Here is a 17,446-nt window from a genome sequence, read left to right on the forward strand (position 1 = left end):
TGCGTCGACCCCCGAACGGAGCCCACCATGAACACGATCCTGCGCAAGAGCATCCTCGGTATCGCCGGTCTCGCCTTCACCGGTGGCGTGTTCGCCGGTCCGGTCGCCCCCCACGCGGCGGAGACCGCCAAGCCGGCCGCGGCAGCGGTTCAGGGCGTGAGCCCGCAGGGCGAGCAGTCGCACGTGGACCTGAACGACGAGCAGATCGCCAACGCCAAGGCCATCATCGCGGCCACCAAGAAGGCGGGCCTGCCCGAGCGGGCCGCTGTCGTCGCGATCGCCACCGCGCTGCAGGAGTCGAAGCTGGAGAACCTGGGTCACCTGGGTGACCGCAACGACCACGACTCGCTGGGCCTGTTCCAGCAGCGGCCGTCCAGCGGCTGGGGTACGCCGGAGCAGATCACCGACCCCGAGTACTCGACGCTGGCGTTCCTCAAGGGCCTCAAGCAGGTCGACGGCTGGCAGGACATGCCGCTGACCGAGGCCGCGCAGACCGTGCAGGTCAGCGCCTACCCCGACGCGTACGCGCAGTGGGAGAAGCAGGCCGCCGAGATCGTCGCCGAGCACTGGCACAAGTAAGACCCGACGAAAGGCCGGTACCCGATCCGGGTGCCGGCCTTTCGCGTGCTCTCAGCCGCTGTGCGTGGCCAGCCACGACAGCACCGGTTCGACCACCGACGGGTCCAGCGGCTGCTTCGCCTCGTCCCGGTACGCCCGCAGCGACGGCGGACCGGGCTGGCGCCGCAGCACGTGGGTGACGTCCGGCAGCACGCCGGTCCGCACCGGCCCGCCCGCGTGCGCGGCGATGACCGGCAGGTCCGCCGGGTCGGTCTGGAGGTCCTTGTCGCCGGTGAGCGCGAGGATCGGCGCGTCGACGCGGGCCAGGTCCGGCCGCGGGTCGTAGCGCAGGAACTCCCGGAACCAGCGGGCGTTGAGCCGCTGCCCGCCGACCCACGCCACGTCCTTGTCGGTGGCGAGGATCTTCTCGTGGTTGCGGGCCACCTTCGCCACCAGGTCGGTGCGGGTGAGCCGGAGCACCAGGCGTACCGGCGCGGGCAGCGTGGGCAGCAGCCGTCCGGCCTGCCAGCGCAGCACCTCGGCGCCGGTGCGCCCGGGCGCGGACAGCAGGACCAGGCCGGCCACCGGTACGCCGCGCGCGGCGAGCGCGACAGCGGTGAGCGCGCCCTCGCTGTGCCCGACCAGGAACATCCGTCCGGCGTCCACGGCCGGGTCGTCGCGCAGCGCCGCGAACACGGCGGCCGCGTCGTCGACGTTGTCGAAGAAGCCGGTACGCAGGAACTCGCCGGTGCTCTCGCCGACGCCCCGCCGGTCGTACCGGGCGACCGCGATCCCGGCCCCGGCGAGCGCTGCGGCCAGGTGCCGCTGGATGCCCAGGGGCAGGCTGCGGTGGTCGCCGTCGCGGTTGATCGGCCCGGAGCCGGGCAGCAGCAGCGCCACCGGGTGCCCTCCGGCGCCGTCGGGCAGCGTGAGCGTGCCGGACAGCCGCTGCTCGCCCGAGTCGACGACGAGCGGACGGTCGATCGTCACGGCAGCACCGCCGCGGCCAGGGCGGAGGCGTCGTCGGCGCCGATGAGCAGGGAGTCGTACGCCTGGCCGGTGAGGGTGATGCGGACGGCCGGCTGGCCGCCGCGGACGCTGACGAACTCCTTGCCGGCCCTGCCGCGCCAGGTGCCGACGTTGCGCGTGCGGGGCACGCCGAGGCCGGGCGCCCGGATGCCGCGGGTGGCGCGCGCCCCGTCGGGCACGACGACGGCGCCCGCGACGGCGGAGCGGGGGAACGACAGGTCGCCGCGCAGGGCCCAGATCTTCTCGGCGGTGGTGAGCCGGACGTCGATGCGGTCGGGGGTGATGTCGATGGTGGCCATCGGCGCGCTCCTCGGTTCTGTTATCGTCGGTGAGAACATTACCGGAGGCGATAACAAAAAGGGGAGCGACTGTGGCACTCGACACCGTGGAGCTGCTGATGCACCCGGTCCGGCTGCGCATCGTCCAGGCGTTCCTGGGCGGTCGCACGCTGACCACCGCCGACCTGCGCAGCGAGCTGAGCGACGTGCCGCCGGCCACGCTCTACCGGCAGGTCGCCACGCTCGCCGAGAACGGCGTGCTGCACACGGTCGGGGAGCGGCGCGCCCGCGGCGCGGTCGAGCGCAGCTACCGGCTCCACGAGGCCGCCGCGTCGGTGGACCCGGACGAGGCCCGGGCCATGAGCCCGCAACGGCACCGCCAGGCGTTCCTCACCTTCGTCGCGGGCCTGCTCGCCGACTTCGACGGCTACCTCGACCGCGGCGACCCCGACCTGGCCCGCGACGTGGCCGGCTACCGGCAGAACGCGTTCCACGCCACCGACGCCGAGACCGCCGAGTTCGTCACCCGGTTCCGCGAGCTGTTCGCCGAGTACGCCGCGCTCGGCCCCGGGCCCGGCCGCACCCGGCGGCTGCTCACCACCGTGCTGCTGCCCGGCGCCGATCAGGGGCGGCCCGCCGAGCGCCGGTGACCGGCCACGATGTCCGCCACGGCGGCACCCAGCGCCAGCACGATGATCCCGGCGGCGAGCAGCAGTGAGTGGCGGAACGCCGTACCCCAGTCGCCGTGGTCGTCGGCGATCGTGGAGAAGAACAGCGCGCCCACCGCGGCGATGCCGGCGGCCGAGCCGATGCGCTGCCCGGTCTGCAGCATGCCCGCGCCGCTGCCGGCCATCGGCACCGGCACCTCGGACAGCGTGAGCGTCTGGTTCGGCGCGATCACCAGGCCGCTGCCCAGCCCCGCGACGAGCAGCGGCAGCGCGGTCCGCAGCGGCACGTTGTCGTGCGGCCCGCCCGCCAGCACCAGGTCGGTCGCGATCAGCCCGGCCACCACCGCCAGCAGCCCGATCGCGACGAGCGGACGGCCGTACCGGGTGACCACCCGGCCGCCGAGCGCGGAGGCGAGCGCCGAACCGAGCGCGAACGGCGTGATCGCCAGACCGGCCACGAGCGCGCTGTAGCCGAGCCCCATCTGCAGGTAGAGCGTGAAGATGAAGAAGATCGCGGTGAACCCGGCGAAGTAGATCAGGCCGATCAGCGCGCCCAGCGTGTACGAGCGCACCGTGAACAGCCGCAGGTCGAACAGCGGCTGGGCGCGCCGGGCGTACCGGTGCTCCCAGAGCGCGAACCCGGCGAGCAGCAGCAGGCCGACCGGGATCAGCAACCACTTGCCCGGGCCCCGCCACTGCTCCCGCTGCACCAGCGGCAGCAGGATCACCGTCACCCCGGCGCCGAGCAGCAGCACGCCGAGTGGATCGAGGCGGCCCCGCCCGGCGGGGTTCGTCGCCCGGGTCGGCATCAGCCGCCAGCCGAGCAGCATCGCCACGATCCCGACCGGGATGTTCACGAAGAACACCCACCGCCAGCCGTGCTCCGCGCCGCCCAGCTGGATGAGCAGGCCGCCGAGCAGCGGCCCCACGGCGGTGGAGATACCGATCGTCGCGCCCAGCAGGCCGAACGCGCGACCCCGGTCGGCGCCCCGGAACAGCTCCTGGATCATGCCGCTGACCTGAGGGTTCACCACACCGGCGGCGGCGCCCTGGACGAGCCGGGCCACCACCAGCCACTCCGGCGAGCGGGCCAGCCCGGCCAGCGCGCTGGTCAGCGTGAACAGGCCCACCCCGACCACGAACGCGGTACGCCGCCCGCGCGCGTCGCCGAACCGCCCGGCCGGCACCAGCACCAGGCCGAACGTCAGCGCGTACCCGGACAGCACCCACTGCAGGTCGCTCGGTGTGGCGTGCAGCGCCCGGTCGATCGACGGCACCGCGACGTTGACGATGCTGACGTCCAGCAGCGTCATGAACGCCGCGATCAGGCCGACGCTCAGCGCGCGCCAGCGACGCCGATCGTCGTACCCGGTGTCCGGCACGATCCGATCACGCCACCTGGCGCGCGCACCACCGCGGCCCGAAGTCCAGGCCGGACATGGGGGAGTCCTCGCGGTGCAGCAGCCCTCGCTCGGTGAGCGAGTGCAGCGGCTCGCGCAGTTCCTCCTCGGTCATCCCGGTCTCCTGGGCGATCAGGTCCGGGTAGGGGACGTGTCCCTGCACCTCCAGCGCGGACACCGCCTGGTACACCCGTTCCTCGACCGCAGACAGCTGGACCTGAGGCATCGCTTCCCTCCTCGGCGTGGACCGTCCGACCCGCGGACGGCCGGCGACCGGCGGTTACCCGGACGGGCCGCGATGATGCTCACCCGTTCGACTGTCGTGCCGGGCGGGGCGGGGGTGCCCTAGGCTGCACCAGTGATCATCTGGGATCTCGTCGTGGTCGGCGGTGGGCCCGCCGGACTCTCCGCCGCGCATGCCGCGGCCCGCTCCGGCGTCCGCACCCTCGTGGTCGAGCGGGCCACCCACCCCCGGTACAAGACCTGCGGCGGCGGCCTGATCGGCACCTCGCTGGCCGAGGTCGCCGACCGCCTCGAGGTGCCCGCCCACGACCGGGTCGACCGGATCACGTTCACCCGCGACGGGCGGCGCGCGTTCACCCGCCGGCACCCGTCGCCGCTGGTCACGATGATCCGCCGGGAGGAGTTCGACGACCGGCTGCGCGCCGCCGCCGTCGCCGCCGGGGCTCAGGTCCGCGAGGGCGTCGCGGTCCGCGCGGTCGAGCAGGACCCCGACGAGGTACGCCTGCGTCTGGCCGACGGCGAGGTGGTGCGCGCCCGTGCCGTCATCGGCGCGGACGGCTCCTCCGGCGTCACGGCACGCCACGTCGGTGTCCGTTTCCGCCAGGTCGACCTCGGCCTGGAACTGGAACTGCCGGTGGACGGTGCCGAACGGGAACGCTGGCGGGGCCGGGTGCTGCTCGACTGGGGGCCGCTGCCCGGCTCCTACGCGTGGGTGTTCCCCAAGGGCGACCGGCTCACCGTGGGCGTCATTTTTTGTCCGGGGCGACGGCGACCGCACCCGCGCCTACCTGCGCGACTTCACCGACCGGCTCGGACTGTCCGGGGTGACGCCGGAGCACGACTCCGGTCACCTCACCCGCTGCCGCGCCGACGACTCGCCGCTGCGCCACGGGCGGGTGCTGGTCGCAGGCGACGCGGCCGGGCTGCTGGAGCCGTGGAGCCGGGAGGGGATCAGCTACGCGCTGCGCTCCGGCCGGCTGGCCGGGGAGGCGGTGGCCGGCGGCGACCTCGGCGCGTACGCCCGGGAGGTCGGCCGGCGGCTGACGCCGGAGATGCGCGCCGGGCACCGGCTGCTGGAGACGTTCGAGCGGCGGCCCGACGTGTTCCACGCGATGCTCGCCAGCCCGCCCGGCTGGCGGATGTTCGTCCGGTTCTGCCAGGGCCGGGCGAGCTTCGCCGAGATGCTCGACCGGCGGCCGGTACGCGCCGGGCTCGCGGTGCTCGACCGTCTGCCCGCGAGGGCGCGGGCCGTGGCCGGTTAACCTGGCGCGGTGACCGACTGGGATCTCGTCTGCGAACGCGACTTCGCGGTGCCGGACGGCCGCGACCTGGACGACCTCGTCGCCGAACTCGCCGCCGCGCTGCGCGACCCCGACCCGGCGGTCCGGGACGGCGCGCCCTACGTGGTGCTGCGCACCTGGATCGCCCGGGACGTGATCGACGCCGGCCGCCGGGCGAAGCTGGGCGCGATCATGGCCGAGCGGTTCACCGACCCGGAGATCCAGGCCCGCACGTTCGCGCCGCTGGTGCTGGACATGATCGTCAGCCGGGGTGACCTCGACCCGGCCTGGCCGGCCGCGTTCCGCGCCTGGTACCCGGCCGAGACCGACCTGCGCGGGTACGACGCGACGCTCGGCTGGCTGCACGCGGTGGCCCACGGCGCCGACCTGCTGGCCACGTTCGGCCGCCACCCGTCGGTCGACCCGGCGAGCATGCTCGACCTGGCCGCGGCCCGCCTCGTCGCGCCGACCGGGCACCTCTTCGCCGCACAGGAGGACGACCGGCTGGCCCGCGCGATCGCACTGGTGCTGGCCCGGCCCGGCCTGTCCGGCGCCGACGCGCTCGGCTGGCTGGACCCGGTCGCGGCGAGCTTCGCCGCGCTGCCCCGGGGCACCACACCCGCGCACGCCTCGAACAGCATGCGGACGCTGCGGGCGCTGTACGTGCTGCTGGACACCGGCATCGGGCCGAGCCGGGACGCCCCGGCGCTGCCGCAGCCGCACCGCGACGCGGTCAAGGCACGCCTGGCCGAGGTGCTCGCCCCGGTCTTCCAGCACGGCTGAACGCCCCCGGTCAGGGGACGATGACCGCCCGCCCGTGCACGTCGCCCCGGCGCAGCGCCTCGTACGCCTGCGGCGCCTCCGCGAGCGGGAACGTCTGCACGTCGGCGTGCAGCCGGCCGTCGCGGGCCAGCGCGATCACCTCGTGCAGTTCGGCCCGGGTGCCCCAGAACGGCACCGCCACAGCGGCCTCGAACGGCACGGGCGGCGGCTCGTCGGCGACCGGCCGGACCGGCAGCGTACCGCCGGCCAGGCCGACCAGCAGCAGCTGACCGCCGGTGGCGACGACCTGCCGGGCGGTGTCCAGGGTCGCCTGCGCGCCGACGAAGTCGAGCACCACGTCCGCGCCGTCCGGGGCCGGCCCGACCAGCTCACGGATCTTCTCCACCGCGTCCGGGCCGGCCTGCACCACGTGGTGCGCGCCGAGCCGGCCGGCCAGGTCCAGCGCCGCGGTGCTGGTGTCCACCGCGACGATCCGTACCGCTGTGGTGGCGAGCAGGATCTGCAACCCCATGTGCCCCAGCCCGCCGATGCCGATCACCACGCAGGTGGTGCCGGGCCGCAGCCGGGGCCGGGCCAGCTCCACCGCGTGGTACGGCGTCAGCCCGGCGTCGGTGAGCGGCGCGGCCTGGGTCAGGTCCATGTCGCCGACCGGCAGCAGCCGGGACGCGGGAACCACGACGTACTCGGCGAGCCCGCCGTCGCGGCTGAGCCCGATGCCGCCGACCGGGGTTACCCGGCAGCGGTTCTCCTCGCCCCGCAGGCAGGCCCGGCACCGGCCGCAGCCGATGATCCCGTAGACCGCGGCCCGTTCTCCGGGCGACCAGCCGACCACCCCGGCGCCGACCGTGTCGACGGTGCCGGCGATCTCGTGCCCCAGGGTCATCGGGATCGGGAACACGCCGGCCGGAGCGTCGAGGATGTGCAGGTCGGAGTGGCAGGCGCCGACCGCGCCGACGCGCAGCAGCACCTCACCGGGGCCGGCCTCGGGCGTGGGCACCTCCGTGTGCTCCAGCACCCCGGGCGCTGTCATCCGTACTGCGCGCATGTCTCCTCCACCTCGTCACCGACGGTCGTCGCGGCGGCATACCCCTGCCGTGGTGGTTGATGCGCCGACGGGACGGGCGGGCGCACAATGCGGTCATGAGTGAGCCGGCCGAGTCGTTCACCGACGAGGAGTACGCGTTCCTGCGGCACGTCCGCTTCGGCGAACTGCCGGCCCGGGTACGCCCGGAGGACCTCACGGGGTCCGTGGAGACCGAGACCCCGCCGGACCGGCCGGACCCGGTCGGCGGGGAGTCGGAGTGGCACCTGCGCGCGGGCGGCTGACGGGGTCCGGGCACCGGCCCGGACCCCGTCGCCGCACGGTCAGAAGACCGGCACGCCGTCGCGCACCAGCTTCCAGTTGGGTACGAAGAAGTCGGCCGGGTCGATGACGCCCTTGGCCTGCGCCCAGTCGATGAGCAGCTGGCGGATCTCCTGCTGGGCGTTGTAGACCTGGGTCTTCACGATGCCCGGGAAGTTGCCGCCGCCGCTGCGCCGGTAGTTGTTCACCGCCACCACGAACCGGGCGTCCGCCGCGACCGGGGTGTCGGTGCCGGCCAGCACCAGCCGGGTGACCCGCTGGCCGACCGGCTTGGCGATGTCGATGTCGTAGTCGACGCCGGAGAACACGTCGTAGTTGTAGTCCGGCACCGCCGGGTCGCTGATCGTCTCCGGGTTCACCGGCGCGCCCGCCGGCAGCGTGACGAAGTACTTCGCCGAGTACTCCAGGTACGCCTTCACCTCGGCGCCGGTCAGCACGACCGCCTCCAGCGTGTTGTCGTACACGTAGAGGCCCGCCACGTCGCGGATGCGCACGTCGCCCTGCGGGAACACCGCGGTACGGCTGAACGGCGCGGCGATGGACAGCACCGGCAGGCCCGCGTACTCGCCGCCCGCGAGCGCCTCGGTGACGACTTCGGTCTGGACGTGGTTGATGAAGTCCAGGATCGGGGTGTCCTTGTACCGCGACTCGGCGGCCGACAGCTCCACGCTGGACTGCGCGACGACGCGGTTGACGTACTCGACGGTCTTGGTGTGCTGGCCGCGCACGGCCGCGAGCACCGCCGGGTCCTCGACCACCGTGTTGGTGTTGAGCGTGGTGGCCGACTTGGCGGTGACCGTCCAGCGGCCCTTCTCCCGGGTCAGCGTGAAGTCCATCCGGGTCAGCCGCTGGCCCCACTTCGACGGCTCCGAGGTGAGGACCCGCTCGCCGGTGGTGAGGTTGGTGACGAACTTCTCCGGCACCTCGTTGTGCGCGTGGCCGAACAGGATCGCGTCGATGCCGGGGACCTGCTCGGCGATCAGCGCGGTCGGGTTCTCGTTCGGCAGCTCCGGGCCGTAGCTGGAGGTGCCGCTGTCGCCGCCGTGCGCCGAGATGACGACCAGGTCGGCGCCGCGGCGGCGCATCTCCGGCACCCACTTCGCGGCGGTGGCGACCATGTCGGCGAAGACGAGGCGGCCCTCGACGTTGCCCTTGTCCCAGATGGCCACGCCGGGGTTGGTCAGGCCGAGGACGCCCACGCGCAGCTTCGGCGCGCCGTGCCCGCCGAGCTTGACCTCCTTGATCACGTACGGGAGGAACGCCGGCTTGCCGGTCTTCGCGTTGAGCGCGTTCGCGGCCAGGGCCGGGAAGCCGAGCTGCTCGATCCAGGTGGCCAGCAGCGGCAGGCCGTAGTTGAACTCGTGGTTGCCGAGCGTCACCGCGTCGTACTTGAGGATGTTCATGGCGCGGGCCATCGGGTGCGTCTCACCGGTGCTGGTGATCGGCTCCTGCTTGGCGTAGTACGTCGCAAGCGGCGTGCCCTGGATGGTGTCGCCGGCGTCGAGGACCAGCGTGGCCCTGCCCTTGCGCTCGGCGCGGATCTGGTTGACCAGGGTGGCGAGCTTCGCGACGCCGACGTCGTTCTGCTTGCTGTCGTCGAACTCCGCGTCCTTGTAGTAATCCCAGTTGTAGACGTTGCCGTGGGTGTCGGACGTGCCGAGGATCGTCAGGTCCCAGGTCTTCGGCTGCTTCGGCTTCGCCTCGGCGGGCGCGCCGGCCAGCAGGGGAGCGGTCGCGGCGGCGGCCGCGACGGCCAGCACCTGGCGCCGGGAGGCGCCGGAGGAGGAAGTCATGAGGTGCCTTTCCAATGGGGGGTACGCGCCTCGTGGGCGCCGTTGCGCACCATAACCACCACATGTCGCGTGCGCCACACCGGCCCGTTTTGTTTCCCCTACGGTCACGGTGCTGCTGTTTCCCCTCCGGTCACCGGGGTAGGGGCGCAGACATGAGCGAGGACCAGTTCACCCAGCAGCACCCGGCCGAGCAGTACGGACAGCGTGAGGGACAGCCGTCGCAACAGCAGACGCCGCCCGGCAGCGAACAGCAGATGGGGCCGAAGCCCGACCACGGCGAGCAGTCGTACCGGGGCAGCGACCGGCTCACCGGCAAGCGCGCGATCATCACCGGCGGCGACTCCGGCATCGGGCGGGCCGTGGCGATCGCCTTCGCCCGCGAGGGCGCCGACGTGCTCGTCACCTACCTCGCCGACGAGGAGGAGAAGGACGCCCGGGAGACGGTCGCCCTGATCGAGCAGGCCGGGCGCACCGGCGTCGCGGTCCGGTGCGACCTGCGCGAGGAGGCCAACTGCCGTGCCCTCGTCGACCAGGCGATGCGCGACCTCGGCGGCGTCGACATCCTGGTCAACAACGCGGCGTACCAGATGTCGCAGGACAACGGCCTGCTCGACATCACCACCGAGCAGTTCGACCGGGTGTTCAAGACCAACGTGTACGCCATGTTCTGGCTCTGCAAGTTCGCCGTGCCGCACATGAAGGAAGGCTCGACGATCATCAACACGTCGTCGATCCAGGCGTTCGACCCGTCGCCGCAGCTGCTCGACTACGCCACCACCAAGGCCGCCATCGCGAACTTCACCAAGGCGCTCGCGCAGAACCTCGCCGAGCGGGGCATCCGGGTCAACGCGGTCGCGCCCGGTCCGATCTGGACGCCGCTGATCCCGGCCACCATGCCGGAGGAGAAGGTGAAGCAGTTCGGCACCGACACGCCGCTGGGCCGTCCCGGTCAGCCGGCCGAGCTGGCGCCCGCGTACGTCTACTTCGCCTCCCAGGAGTCCAGCTACGTCACCGGCGAGATCCTCGGCGTCACGGGCGGCCGCCCGACGAAGTGAGCGTCCGGTGCGGCTGCGTCTCTGGTCCCGGCTCGCCCATCCGGCCGGTCCGGCTTGTCCCGGCTCGGTCGTCTGGTCCGGCGCGACTCGGGCGTCTGTCCGTCCGGCGCGGCGCGGCGGGGTCGTCTGGTTCCGTTGCTCAGCGGGGCCAGACGCCCATCCGGCGGCGCACCTCGGCGATGCGCGGCGCGTCCAGGCCGTAGCGGGTGAACCGCCGGTCGGCCAGCCCGTCCAGGTAGCGGCCGGCGGCGCGCACGTCCTCGTCGTCCAGCGCCGGGTCCACCTGCCGGGCCAGCTCCAGCAGCTCCGCGACCGTGTACCGGTCCAGCGCGGCGGACACGTCGATGTAGTCGCGTACCTCCCGCCGGTTCACCAGCGCGGCGGTCTTGTTGGCGATCAGGTCCCGCACGTCCATCACCGGGCCGAAGTCCATCACCACCGGGCTGCGGTGCCGGTCCAGGCGGGCCAGGCTGAGGCGGATCTGCCGGCCGTCCCGGCTCACCACGAAGTCCCGCAGGTCCCGGTCGAAGCCGTCGAACACCTCGCCCAGGCCGCCCGGATCCGCCTCGGCCACCTGGTAGCCGGCCCGTTCCAGCGCCGCGCGTACCCCGTCGGCCGCGGCCGCGGCGGCGCCCTCCACGTCGGCGAACAGGTCGACGTCCTCGGTGGGGCGGGTGACCAGGCCGTGCGCGGCCCAGGCGACACCGCCGCCGAGCACGAACCGGTGCGGGCCGGCGGCGGCCAGCGCCACCCGGGCCACCTCCCGGTAGAAGTCGTGCGGATGGGTCACGCCGGGCGCAGGCTCCGGTGCCGGCCCTCCCAGGCCAGGCGTACGCCCCGGGGCAGGTTCAACAGCGGCCACAACCGGCGCAACGTGCCCCCGTGGATCAGCTCGCGCAGATCCTCCACCCGGGTCGTCTCGCGCAGCACGTTCTCGTACATCCAGAGCAGTTCGTCCGGGTCGGCCAGGTCGAACGCGCGCTCGCTGCTCCACATGAGGCGTACCGGCAGTTCGACGATGCCGGTGGTGGGGCCGGTCAGCTCGTCCAGGGTGCGCGCCACCACGGCGGGTCGCCCGGGCCGGGCGAGGTACGCGTGCGCGGTGGCCGACATGGCATCAGGGTAACCCCAACCCGGCCCATCACCCCCCTCCCTTCCCGCCCTTGTCGCGTCGGGCGGGCCCACCCCAGCCCGTTGATCAAGGAGTTTGTGTCTGCCTCAGGCCTCACGGGTGACCCAAACTCCTTGATCAATGACTTCGGCGACAGCGGTTCGGCGGCCTGCCGCCGGCATCCGAGATCTTGGTACGAGGGCGCCCCCGGAAGGGCGGTTTCGTACCAAGATCTCTCCGCCGCAGGCCGTTTACTCGAGGCCTGATCGATCATGAGGTTGGCGGTGACAAAACGGACACGAGGTGCCGTCAACCTCATGATCGACGCTTCGGGGTCACGGGAGGGTGAGCCGGGGTGTCGGGTGGGGTGGGTGTCGGGTTTCGGGGTGGTCGGGGACACCCGGGTGGCGGAATCGGTGGCGGGGCGGGGGCGTTATACCTGGTGAACGACCGCAGCAGCGTCCCCCGGCGCCCCCGGAATGATCCCGGGGCGGCGGTCGTTGGACATGTCTCCGGCCCCCGCAGCCACGGGCAGCGAGCCGGATCCCCCCGAAGACTTCTCTGAGCGCCTGACGGTGCCCACGCACTCGCCCCCGGGTGCGTCGACCCCCGAATGGAGCCCCCTCATGAACACGATCCTGCGTAAGAGCATCCTCGGTATCGCCGGTCTGACCGTCGCCGGTGGCCTCGCCGCCGGCCCCCTCAACCACGACACCAGCACCCCCACCACCCGCGACGCCGCCGCGGTCACCACCACGCAGGCCGCGAAGCTGGACAGCGCCGCGCTGATCCCGCACGGCGTGCAGGGCACCCAGTCCCGCATCGACCTGGGCGACGAGCAGACCGCCAACGTCAAGGCCATCATCGCCGCCACCAAGAAGGCCGGCATGGATGAGCGCGCCGCGGTCGTGTCCATCGCCACCGCGTTGCAGGAGTCGAAGCTGGAGAACCTCGGCCACCTGGGTGACCGTAACGACCACGACTCGCAGGGCCTGTTCCAGCAGCGCCCCTCCAGCGGTTGGGGCACGGTCGAGCAGATCACCGACCCCGAATACTCCACCACCGCGTTCCTGAAGGGCCTCAAGCAGGTCGACGGCTGGCAGGACATGCCCCTGACCAAGGCCGCCCAGACCGTCCAGGTCTCCGCCTACCCCGACCACTACGCCCAGTGGGAGCAGCAGGCCGCCGACCTGGTCGCCGAGCACTGGAACAGCTGACCCGGCGGTGACCGGGGTCACGAGGAACGAGCGGAAGAACCGTGACCCCGGTACCGTTGTGCAGAGCGTCGGTGTGTCCAGTGTCCCCGGGCCTCACCTAAATTGCCTTCGCGGAATACCGTTCGGCTGGAGCCGCGTCGCGCCACTCGCCGAGAGGCGACATGCACACCGACGCCCAGAGCCGCCCCGGCCGAATGGCCGGGGCGGCTCTGTCTGTGGGCTCGACTCGCACGCCTCCGGCGGCTGGCCTAGGGTGAGAAGGAAGAGGTGAGAGCCGTTCTCGACGCGGAGGGGGTGCCCGGGTGGGTCTGAAGACCTTCATCCAGGGGTGGCCGGTCTACCGGCAACTCACCGGCACCGATCCGCTCGGTCGCGGCGCCGCCGCCCAGTCGGCGCGCTCCGCCGCGCTGACCGCCCGCACCGAGACCGCCGACGGCATGGCCCGCTCGGTCTGCCCGTACTGCGCGGTCGGCTGCGGGCAGCGCGTCTTCCACTCCGACGGCAAGGTCACCCAGATCGAGGGCGACCCGGACAGCCCGATCTCGCGCGGCCGGCTCTGCCCGAAGGGCTCGGCCAGCAAGAGCCTGGTGACCAGCCCGCTGCGCCAGACGAAGGTCCGCTACCGCCGGCCGTACGCGACCGAGTGGGAAGACCTGGACCTCGACGTCGCGCTCGACATGATCGCCGACCGGATCCTCGCCGCCCGCGCGGAGACCTGGGAGGACGTCGACGACGAGGGTCGTCCGCTGAACCGGACGCTCGGCATCTCCAGCCTCGGCGGCGCGACGCTGGACAACGAGGAGAACTACCTCATCAAGAAGCTGTTCACCGCGATGGGGGCACTCCAGATCGAGAACCAGGCCCGTATTTGACACTCCGCCACCGTCCCCGGTCTGGGGACCAGCTTCGGTCGCGGCGGCGCCACGGACTTCCAGCAAGATCTCGCCAACGCTGACGTCATCATCATCCAGGGCTCGAACATGGCCGAGGCCCACCCGGTGGGTTTCCAGTGGGTGATGGAGGCGAAGAAGCGCGGCGCGAAGGTCTTCCACGTCGACCCGCGGTTCACGCGCACCAGCGCGCTCGCCGACACGTACCTGCCGATCCGGGCGGGCACGGACATCGCGCTGCTCGGCGGCGTGGTGCGCTACATCCTGGACAACGAGCTGGACTTCCGGGAGTACGTGCTGGCGTACACCAACGCGGCCAACATCGTCAGCGAGCGGTTCGCCGACACCGAGGACCTGGACGGCCTGTTCTCCGGCTACAACCCGGACACCGGCTCCTACGACCACGCCAGCTGGCAGTACGAGGGCCAGGAGGACAACGCCAAGATCAGGGGTACCGGCAAGGAGCGTGACTCGGCTTCCGGGTTGGAGCACGAGTCGCACGGCGAGCCGGTGCCGGCGCAGGCCCCGCGGGACGAGACGTTGCAGCATCCGCGCTGCGTCTACCAGATCCTGAAGCGGCACTTCGCCCGCTACACGCCGGAGATGGTGGCCCGGGTGTGCGGCATCCCGGAGGAGAAATTCCTCGAACTGGCGCGTGCCTGGACGGAGAACTCGGGGCGGGAGCGCACCGGCGCGCTCGTCTACTCGGTCGGCTGGACGCAGCACAGCGTGGGCGTGCAGTACATCCGCACCGGCTCGATCATCCAGACGCTGCTGGGCAACATGGGCCGTCCGGGCGGTGGCATCCTGGCGCTGCGCGGTCACGCCAGCATCCAGGGCTCCACCGACATCCCGACGCTGTTCAACCTGCTGCCCGGCTACCTGCCGATGCCGCACCACGCCGACCACCCGACGTTCGACAGGTGGGTGGACAGCATCCGGCACCCGGGCCAGAAGGGCTTCTGGGGCAACTCGCGGGCGTTCGCGGCGAGCCTGCTCAAGGCGTACTGGGGTGACGCGGCGACGCCGGAGAACGACTTCTGCTACGGCTACATGCCCCGGATGACCGGCGACCACGGCACGTACCAGCAGGTCCTGAACATGATCGACGGCAAGGTGAAGGGCTATTTCCTGCTCGGCCAGAACCCGGCGGTCGGCTCGGCGCACGGCCGCGCCCAGCGCCTCGGCATGGCCAACCTCGACTGGCTCGTGGTCCGCGACCTGTTCATGATCGAGAGCGCCACGTTCTGGAAGAACGGCCCGGAGGTCGCCACCGGTGAGATCGTCCCGGAGGAGTGCCGTACCGAGGTGTTCTTCCTGCCGGCGGCCTCGCACGTGGAGAAGGAGGGCACGTTCACCCAGACGCAGCGGCTGCTGCAGTGGCGGGAGAAGGCCGTCGACCCGCCGGGCGACGCCCGCTCCGAGCTGTGGTTCTTCTACCACCTCGGCCGCGTGCTGCGGGAGAAGCTGGCCGGCTCCACCGAGCGCCGCGACCGGGCGCTGCTGGACCTGGCCTGGGACTACCCCACGCACGGTCCGCACGCGGAGCCGAGCGCCGAGGCGGTGCTCAAGGAGATCAACGGGTACGAGGTGGCGACCGGCCGCCCGCTGAACGCGTTCGGCGAGGCCCGGGACGACGGCTCGACGGCGATCGGCTGCTGGATCTACTCCGGCGTCTACGCCGACGGGGTGAACCAGGCGGCCCGCCGCCGGTCCCGCCACGAGCAGGACTGGGTGGCCGCCGAGTGGGGCTGGGCGTGGCCGGCGAACCGCCGCACGCTCTACAACCGCGCCTCCGCCGACCCCGAGGGCCGGCCGTGGAGCGAGCGCAAGAAGTACGTCTGGTGGGACCCGGATGCCGGCGAGTGGACCGGCTACGACGTGCCGGACTTCGAGAAGACGAAGCCGCCGTCGTACCGGCCGCCGGAGGGCGCCTCCGGGCCGGCCGCGCTCGCCGGTGACGACCCGTTCGTCATGCAGGGCGACGGCAAGGCGTGGCTGTACGCGCCGAGCGGCGTCCTGGACGGCCCGCTGCCGACGCACTACGAGCCGGCCGAGTCGCCGATGCGCAACCCGCTCTACGGTCAGCAGGCCAACCCGACCCGCAAGATCTACGAGCACCCGATCAACCGGATGAACCCGAGTCCGCCGGAGCCGCACAGCCAGGTCTTCCCGTACGTGTTCACGGTCAGCCGCCTCACCGAGCACCACACCGCCGGTGGGATGAGCCGTACCGTGCCGCGCCTGGCCGAGCTGCAGCCGGAGATGTTCGTCGAGGTGTCCCCGGAACTGGCCGGCGAGGTCGGGCTGGCGCACCTGGGCTGGGCGCACCTGATCAGCGGCCGCGCGGTGATCGAGGCGCGGGTGCTGGTCACCGACCGGCTCACTCCGCTGCGGGTGGACGGGCGGATCATCCACCAGGTGTGGCTGCCGTACCACTTCGGCACCGAGGGTCTGGTCACCGGCGACTCGGCGAACGACCTGTTCGGCATCACGCTGGACCCGAACGTGCTCATCCAGGAGAGCAAGGTCGGCACCTGCGACATCCGGCCCGGCCGTCGTCCCACCGGTCCGCCGCTGCTGGACCTGGTCGGCGACTACCAGCGGCGGGCCGGGATGACGCCGGACCGGAAGATCCCGCTGGTGACCACCGACGCGGCCGGCGGGGACGACGCCGCCGGCAGCACCGACGAGCAGTCGCCCGCCGCGCACCAGGACGGGGAGCCGGATGCCTGACGCCAACAGCCTGTACGGTCCGCTGGACCCGGCCCCCGACGCGGGCTGGGTCGAAGCGCCGCCCCGGATGGGCTTCTTCACCGATACCAGCGTCTGCATCGGCTGCAAGGCGTGCGAGGTGGCCTGCAAGGAGTGGAACGGCGTCCCGGACTCCGGGTTCGACCTGCTCGGCATGTCGTACGACAACACCGGCGCGCTGACCGCGAACTCGTGGCGGCACGTGGCGTTCATCGAGCAGCCCCGCCCGGCCGGGCACCGCACGCCGCCGTTCGCCGGTGACCCGACCGGCCCGGCGACCAGCCCCGCGTCCGCGGCGGTCGGCGCGGGCACGGCCCCCGACACCGGCACGAATCCCGGTCTGCCGCCGGGGCGGCCGGAGGCGGCGGCGCGGATGGCGGCCGGTCCGGAGTTCCTCGGCATGCCCGGCGCGCAGCCGCCCGGGCGGGACAGCGGCGCGGAGACCCGCACCGACTTCCGCTGGCTGATGATGTCCGACGTGTGCAAGCACTGCACGCACGCGGCCTGCCTGGACGTGTGCCCGACCGGTTCGCTGTTCCGCACCGAGTTCGGCACGGTGGTGGTGCAGGAGGACATCTGCAACGGCTGCGGCTACTGCATCTCCGCCTGCCCGTACGGCGTGATCGACCAGCGCAAGGGCGACGGCCGGGCGTGGAAGTGCACGCTGTGCTACGACCGGATCGGCGCGGGCATGACGCCCGCCTGCGCGCAGGCGTGCCCGACCGAGTCGATCCAGTACGGCCCGCTCGACGAGCTGCGGGAACGGGCCGCCACTCGGGTCGCCGCGCTGCACGAGCGGGGCGTGCCGGAGGCGCGGCTGTACGGGCACGACCCGACCGACGGCGTGGGCGGCGACGGCGCGTTCTTCCTGCTGCTCGACGAGCCGGAGGTGTACGGGCTGCCGCCGGACCCGGTGGTCACCACCCGGGACCTGCCGAAGATGTGGAAGCGGGCCGGGTTCGCCGCGTTGGCCATGGCGGCGGCTGCCGTCGCCGCGTTCGTCGGAGGATCGTCGTGAGCCCGG

The 17,446-nt window shown here is 72.6% G+C and carries 16 protein-coding genes and 1 pseudogene; 9 read left to right on the forward strand and 8 right to left on the reverse strand.

Going from position 1 to position 17,446, the window contains the following annotated elements:
• Positions 1–27: 27 nt before the first annotated feature.
• Positions 28–579 carry a hypothetical protein gene (locus MCBG_RS03880; protein ID WP_043323933.1) on the forward strand — a complete coding sequence of 184 codons (552 nt, stop codon included), beginning with the start codon at positions 28–30 and terminating at the stop codon, positions 577–579.
• A gap of 51 nt (positions 580–630) precedes the next feature.
• Here the strand turns inward: MCBG_RS03880 and MCBG_RS03885 are convergent, their stop codons facing one another.
• Together MCBG_RS03885 and MCBG_RS03890 are read right to left on the reverse strand one after the other, a co-directional pair.
• A complete protein-coding gene (locus tag MCBG_RS03885) occupies positions 631–1,548 on the reverse strand; it encodes an alpha/beta fold hydrolase (RefSeq protein ID WP_043323935.1) in 918 nt (305 codons plus the stop codon).
• Positions 1,545–1,886 (reverse strand): hypothetical protein, encoded by a 342-nt coding sequence (locus tag MCBG_RS03890; RefSeq protein WP_043323938.1) that lies wholly within the window; start codon positions 1,884–1,886, stop codon positions 1,545–1,547. The genes MCBG_RS03885 and MCBG_RS03890 overlap by 4 nt, the downstream gene beginning before the upstream one ends.
• Before the next feature lie 71 nt (positions 1,887–1,957).
• Between MCBG_RS03890 and MCBG_RS03895 the strand changes: the two genes are divergently transcribed.
• Positions 1,958–2,515 (forward strand): helix-turn-helix domain-containing protein, encoded by a 558-nt coding sequence (locus MCBG_RS03895; RefSeq protein WP_043323940.1) that lies wholly within the window; start codon positions 1,958–1,960, stop codon positions 2,513–2,515.
• Here the strand turns inward: MCBG_RS03895 and MCBG_RS03900 are convergent.
• Both MCBG_RS03900 and MCBG_RS03905 read right to left on the reverse strand, forming a co-directional pair.
• Positions 2,488–3,918 carry an MFS transporter gene (locus tag MCBG_RS03900; RefSeq protein WP_043323942.1) on the reverse strand — a complete coding sequence of 477 codons (1,431 nt, stop codon included), beginning with the start codon at positions 3,916–3,918 and terminating at the stop codon, positions 2,488–2,490. The two genes, MCBG_RS03895 and MCBG_RS03900, sit on opposite strands and share 28 nt — an antisense overlap.
• Before the next feature lie 4 nt (positions 3,919–3,922).
• Positions 3,923–4,159 (reverse strand): hypothetical protein, encoded by a 237-nt coding sequence (locus tag MCBG_RS03905; protein WP_043323944.1) that lies wholly within the window; start codon positions 4,157–4,159, stop codon positions 3,923–3,925.
• A 132-nt stretch (positions 4,160–4,291) separates the two neighbouring features.
• Between MCBG_RS03905 and MCBG_RS03910 the strand changes: the two are divergent.
• Positions 4,292–5,438: pseudogene (locus MCBG_RS03910) on the forward strand (geranylgeranyl reductase family protein).
• 9 nt (positions 5,439–5,447) lie between these two features.
• A complete protein-coding gene (locus MCBG_RS03915; protein ID WP_043323946.1) occupies positions 5,448–6,239 on the forward strand; it encodes a DUF2785 domain-containing protein in 792 nt (263 codons plus the stop codon).
• A gap of 10 nt (positions 6,240–6,249) precedes the next feature.
• On the opposite strand, the gene MCBG_RS03920 is transcribed toward MCBG_RS03915, so the two are convergent.
• Positions 6,250–7,284 carry an NAD(P)-dependent alcohol dehydrogenase gene (locus MCBG_RS03920; RefSeq protein WP_043323948.1) on the reverse strand — a complete coding sequence of 345 codons (1,035 nt, stop codon included), beginning with the start codon at positions 7,282–7,284 and terminating at the stop codon, positions 6,250–6,252.
• A gap of 95 nt (positions 7,285–7,379) precedes the next feature.
• Between MCBG_RS03920 and MCBG_RS03925 the strand changes: the two genes are divergently transcribed.
• On the forward strand, positions 7,380–7,565 hold the full coding sequence (locus tag MCBG_RS03925) for a hypothetical protein (RefSeq protein ID WP_223201055.1): 186 nt from the start codon (positions 7,380–7,382) through the stop codon (positions 7,563–7,565).
• A 39-nt stretch (positions 7,566–7,604) separates the two neighbouring features.
• Here MCBG_RS03925 and MCBG_RS03930 read toward each other — a convergent pair whose 3' ends face one another.
• Positions 7,605–9,395 (reverse strand): bifunctional metallophosphatase/5'-nucleotidase, encoded by a 1,791-nt coding sequence (locus tag MCBG_RS03930; RefSeq protein WP_043323952.1) that lies wholly within the window; start codon positions 9,393–9,395, stop codon positions 7,605–7,607.
• 152 nt (positions 9,396–9,547) lie between these two features.
• On the opposite strand from MCBG_RS03930, the gene MCBG_RS03935 reads away from it, so the two are divergent.
• Positions 9,548–10,450, forward strand: a complete 903-nt coding sequence (locus MCBG_RS03935; protein ID WP_043323954.1) for an SDR family oxidoreductase — start codon at positions 9,548–9,550, stop codon at positions 10,448–10,450.
• 139 nt (positions 10,451–10,589) lie between these two features.
• Here the strand turns inward: MCBG_RS03935 and MCBG_RS03940 are convergent, their stop codons facing one another.
• Both MCBG_RS03940 and MCBG_RS03945 read right to left on the reverse strand, forming a co-directional pair.
• A complete protein-coding gene (locus MCBG_RS03940) occupies positions 10,590–11,240 on the reverse strand; it encodes a nucleotidyl transferase AbiEii/AbiGii toxin family protein (RefSeq protein WP_043323956.1) in 651 nt (216 codons plus the stop codon).
• Positions 11,237–11,563, reverse strand: coding sequence for a hypothetical protein (locus MCBG_RS03945; protein ID WP_043323958.1), 327 nt, complete (start codon positions 11,561–11,563; stop codon positions 11,237–11,239). Before MCBG_RS03945 ends, MCBG_RS03940 begins: the two co-directional genes overlap by 4 nt.
• A 624-nt stretch (positions 11,564–12,187) precedes the next feature.
• Between MCBG_RS03945 and MCBG_RS03950 the strand changes: the two genes are divergently transcribed.
• The 3 genes from MCBG_RS03950 to MCBG_RS03965 all read left to right on the forward strand — a co-directional run bounded on the left by MCBG_RS03950 (position 12,188) and on the right by MCBG_RS03965 (position 17,440).
• Positions 12,188–12,778: a hypothetical protein gene (locus tag MCBG_RS03950; protein WP_043323960.1), complete on the forward strand. Its 591-nt coding sequence runs from the start codon at positions 12,188–12,190 to the stop codon at positions 12,776–12,778.
• Positions 12,779–13,080: 302 nt separating this feature from the next.
• On the forward strand, positions 13,081–16,404 hold the full coding sequence (gene fdh, locus MCBG_RS03960) for a formate dehydrogenase (protein ID WP_140946325.1): 3,324 nt from the start codon (positions 13,081–13,083) through the stop codon (positions 16,402–16,404).
• On the forward strand, positions 16,397–17,440 hold the full coding sequence (locus tag MCBG_RS03965; protein WP_043323965.1) for a 4Fe-4S dicluster domain-containing protein: 1,044 nt from the start codon (positions 16,397–16,399) through the stop codon (positions 17,438–17,440). Before fdh ends, MCBG_RS03965 begins: the two co-directional genes overlap by 8 nt.
• The last annotated feature ends 6 nt before the right edge of the window (positions 17,441–17,446 follow it).

The sequence above is a fragment of the Micromonospora sp. M42 genome (assembly GCF_000568915.1).
Lineage (GTDB): Bacteria > Actinomycetota > Actinomycetes > Mycobacteriales > Micromonosporaceae > Micromonospora > Micromonospora chalcea.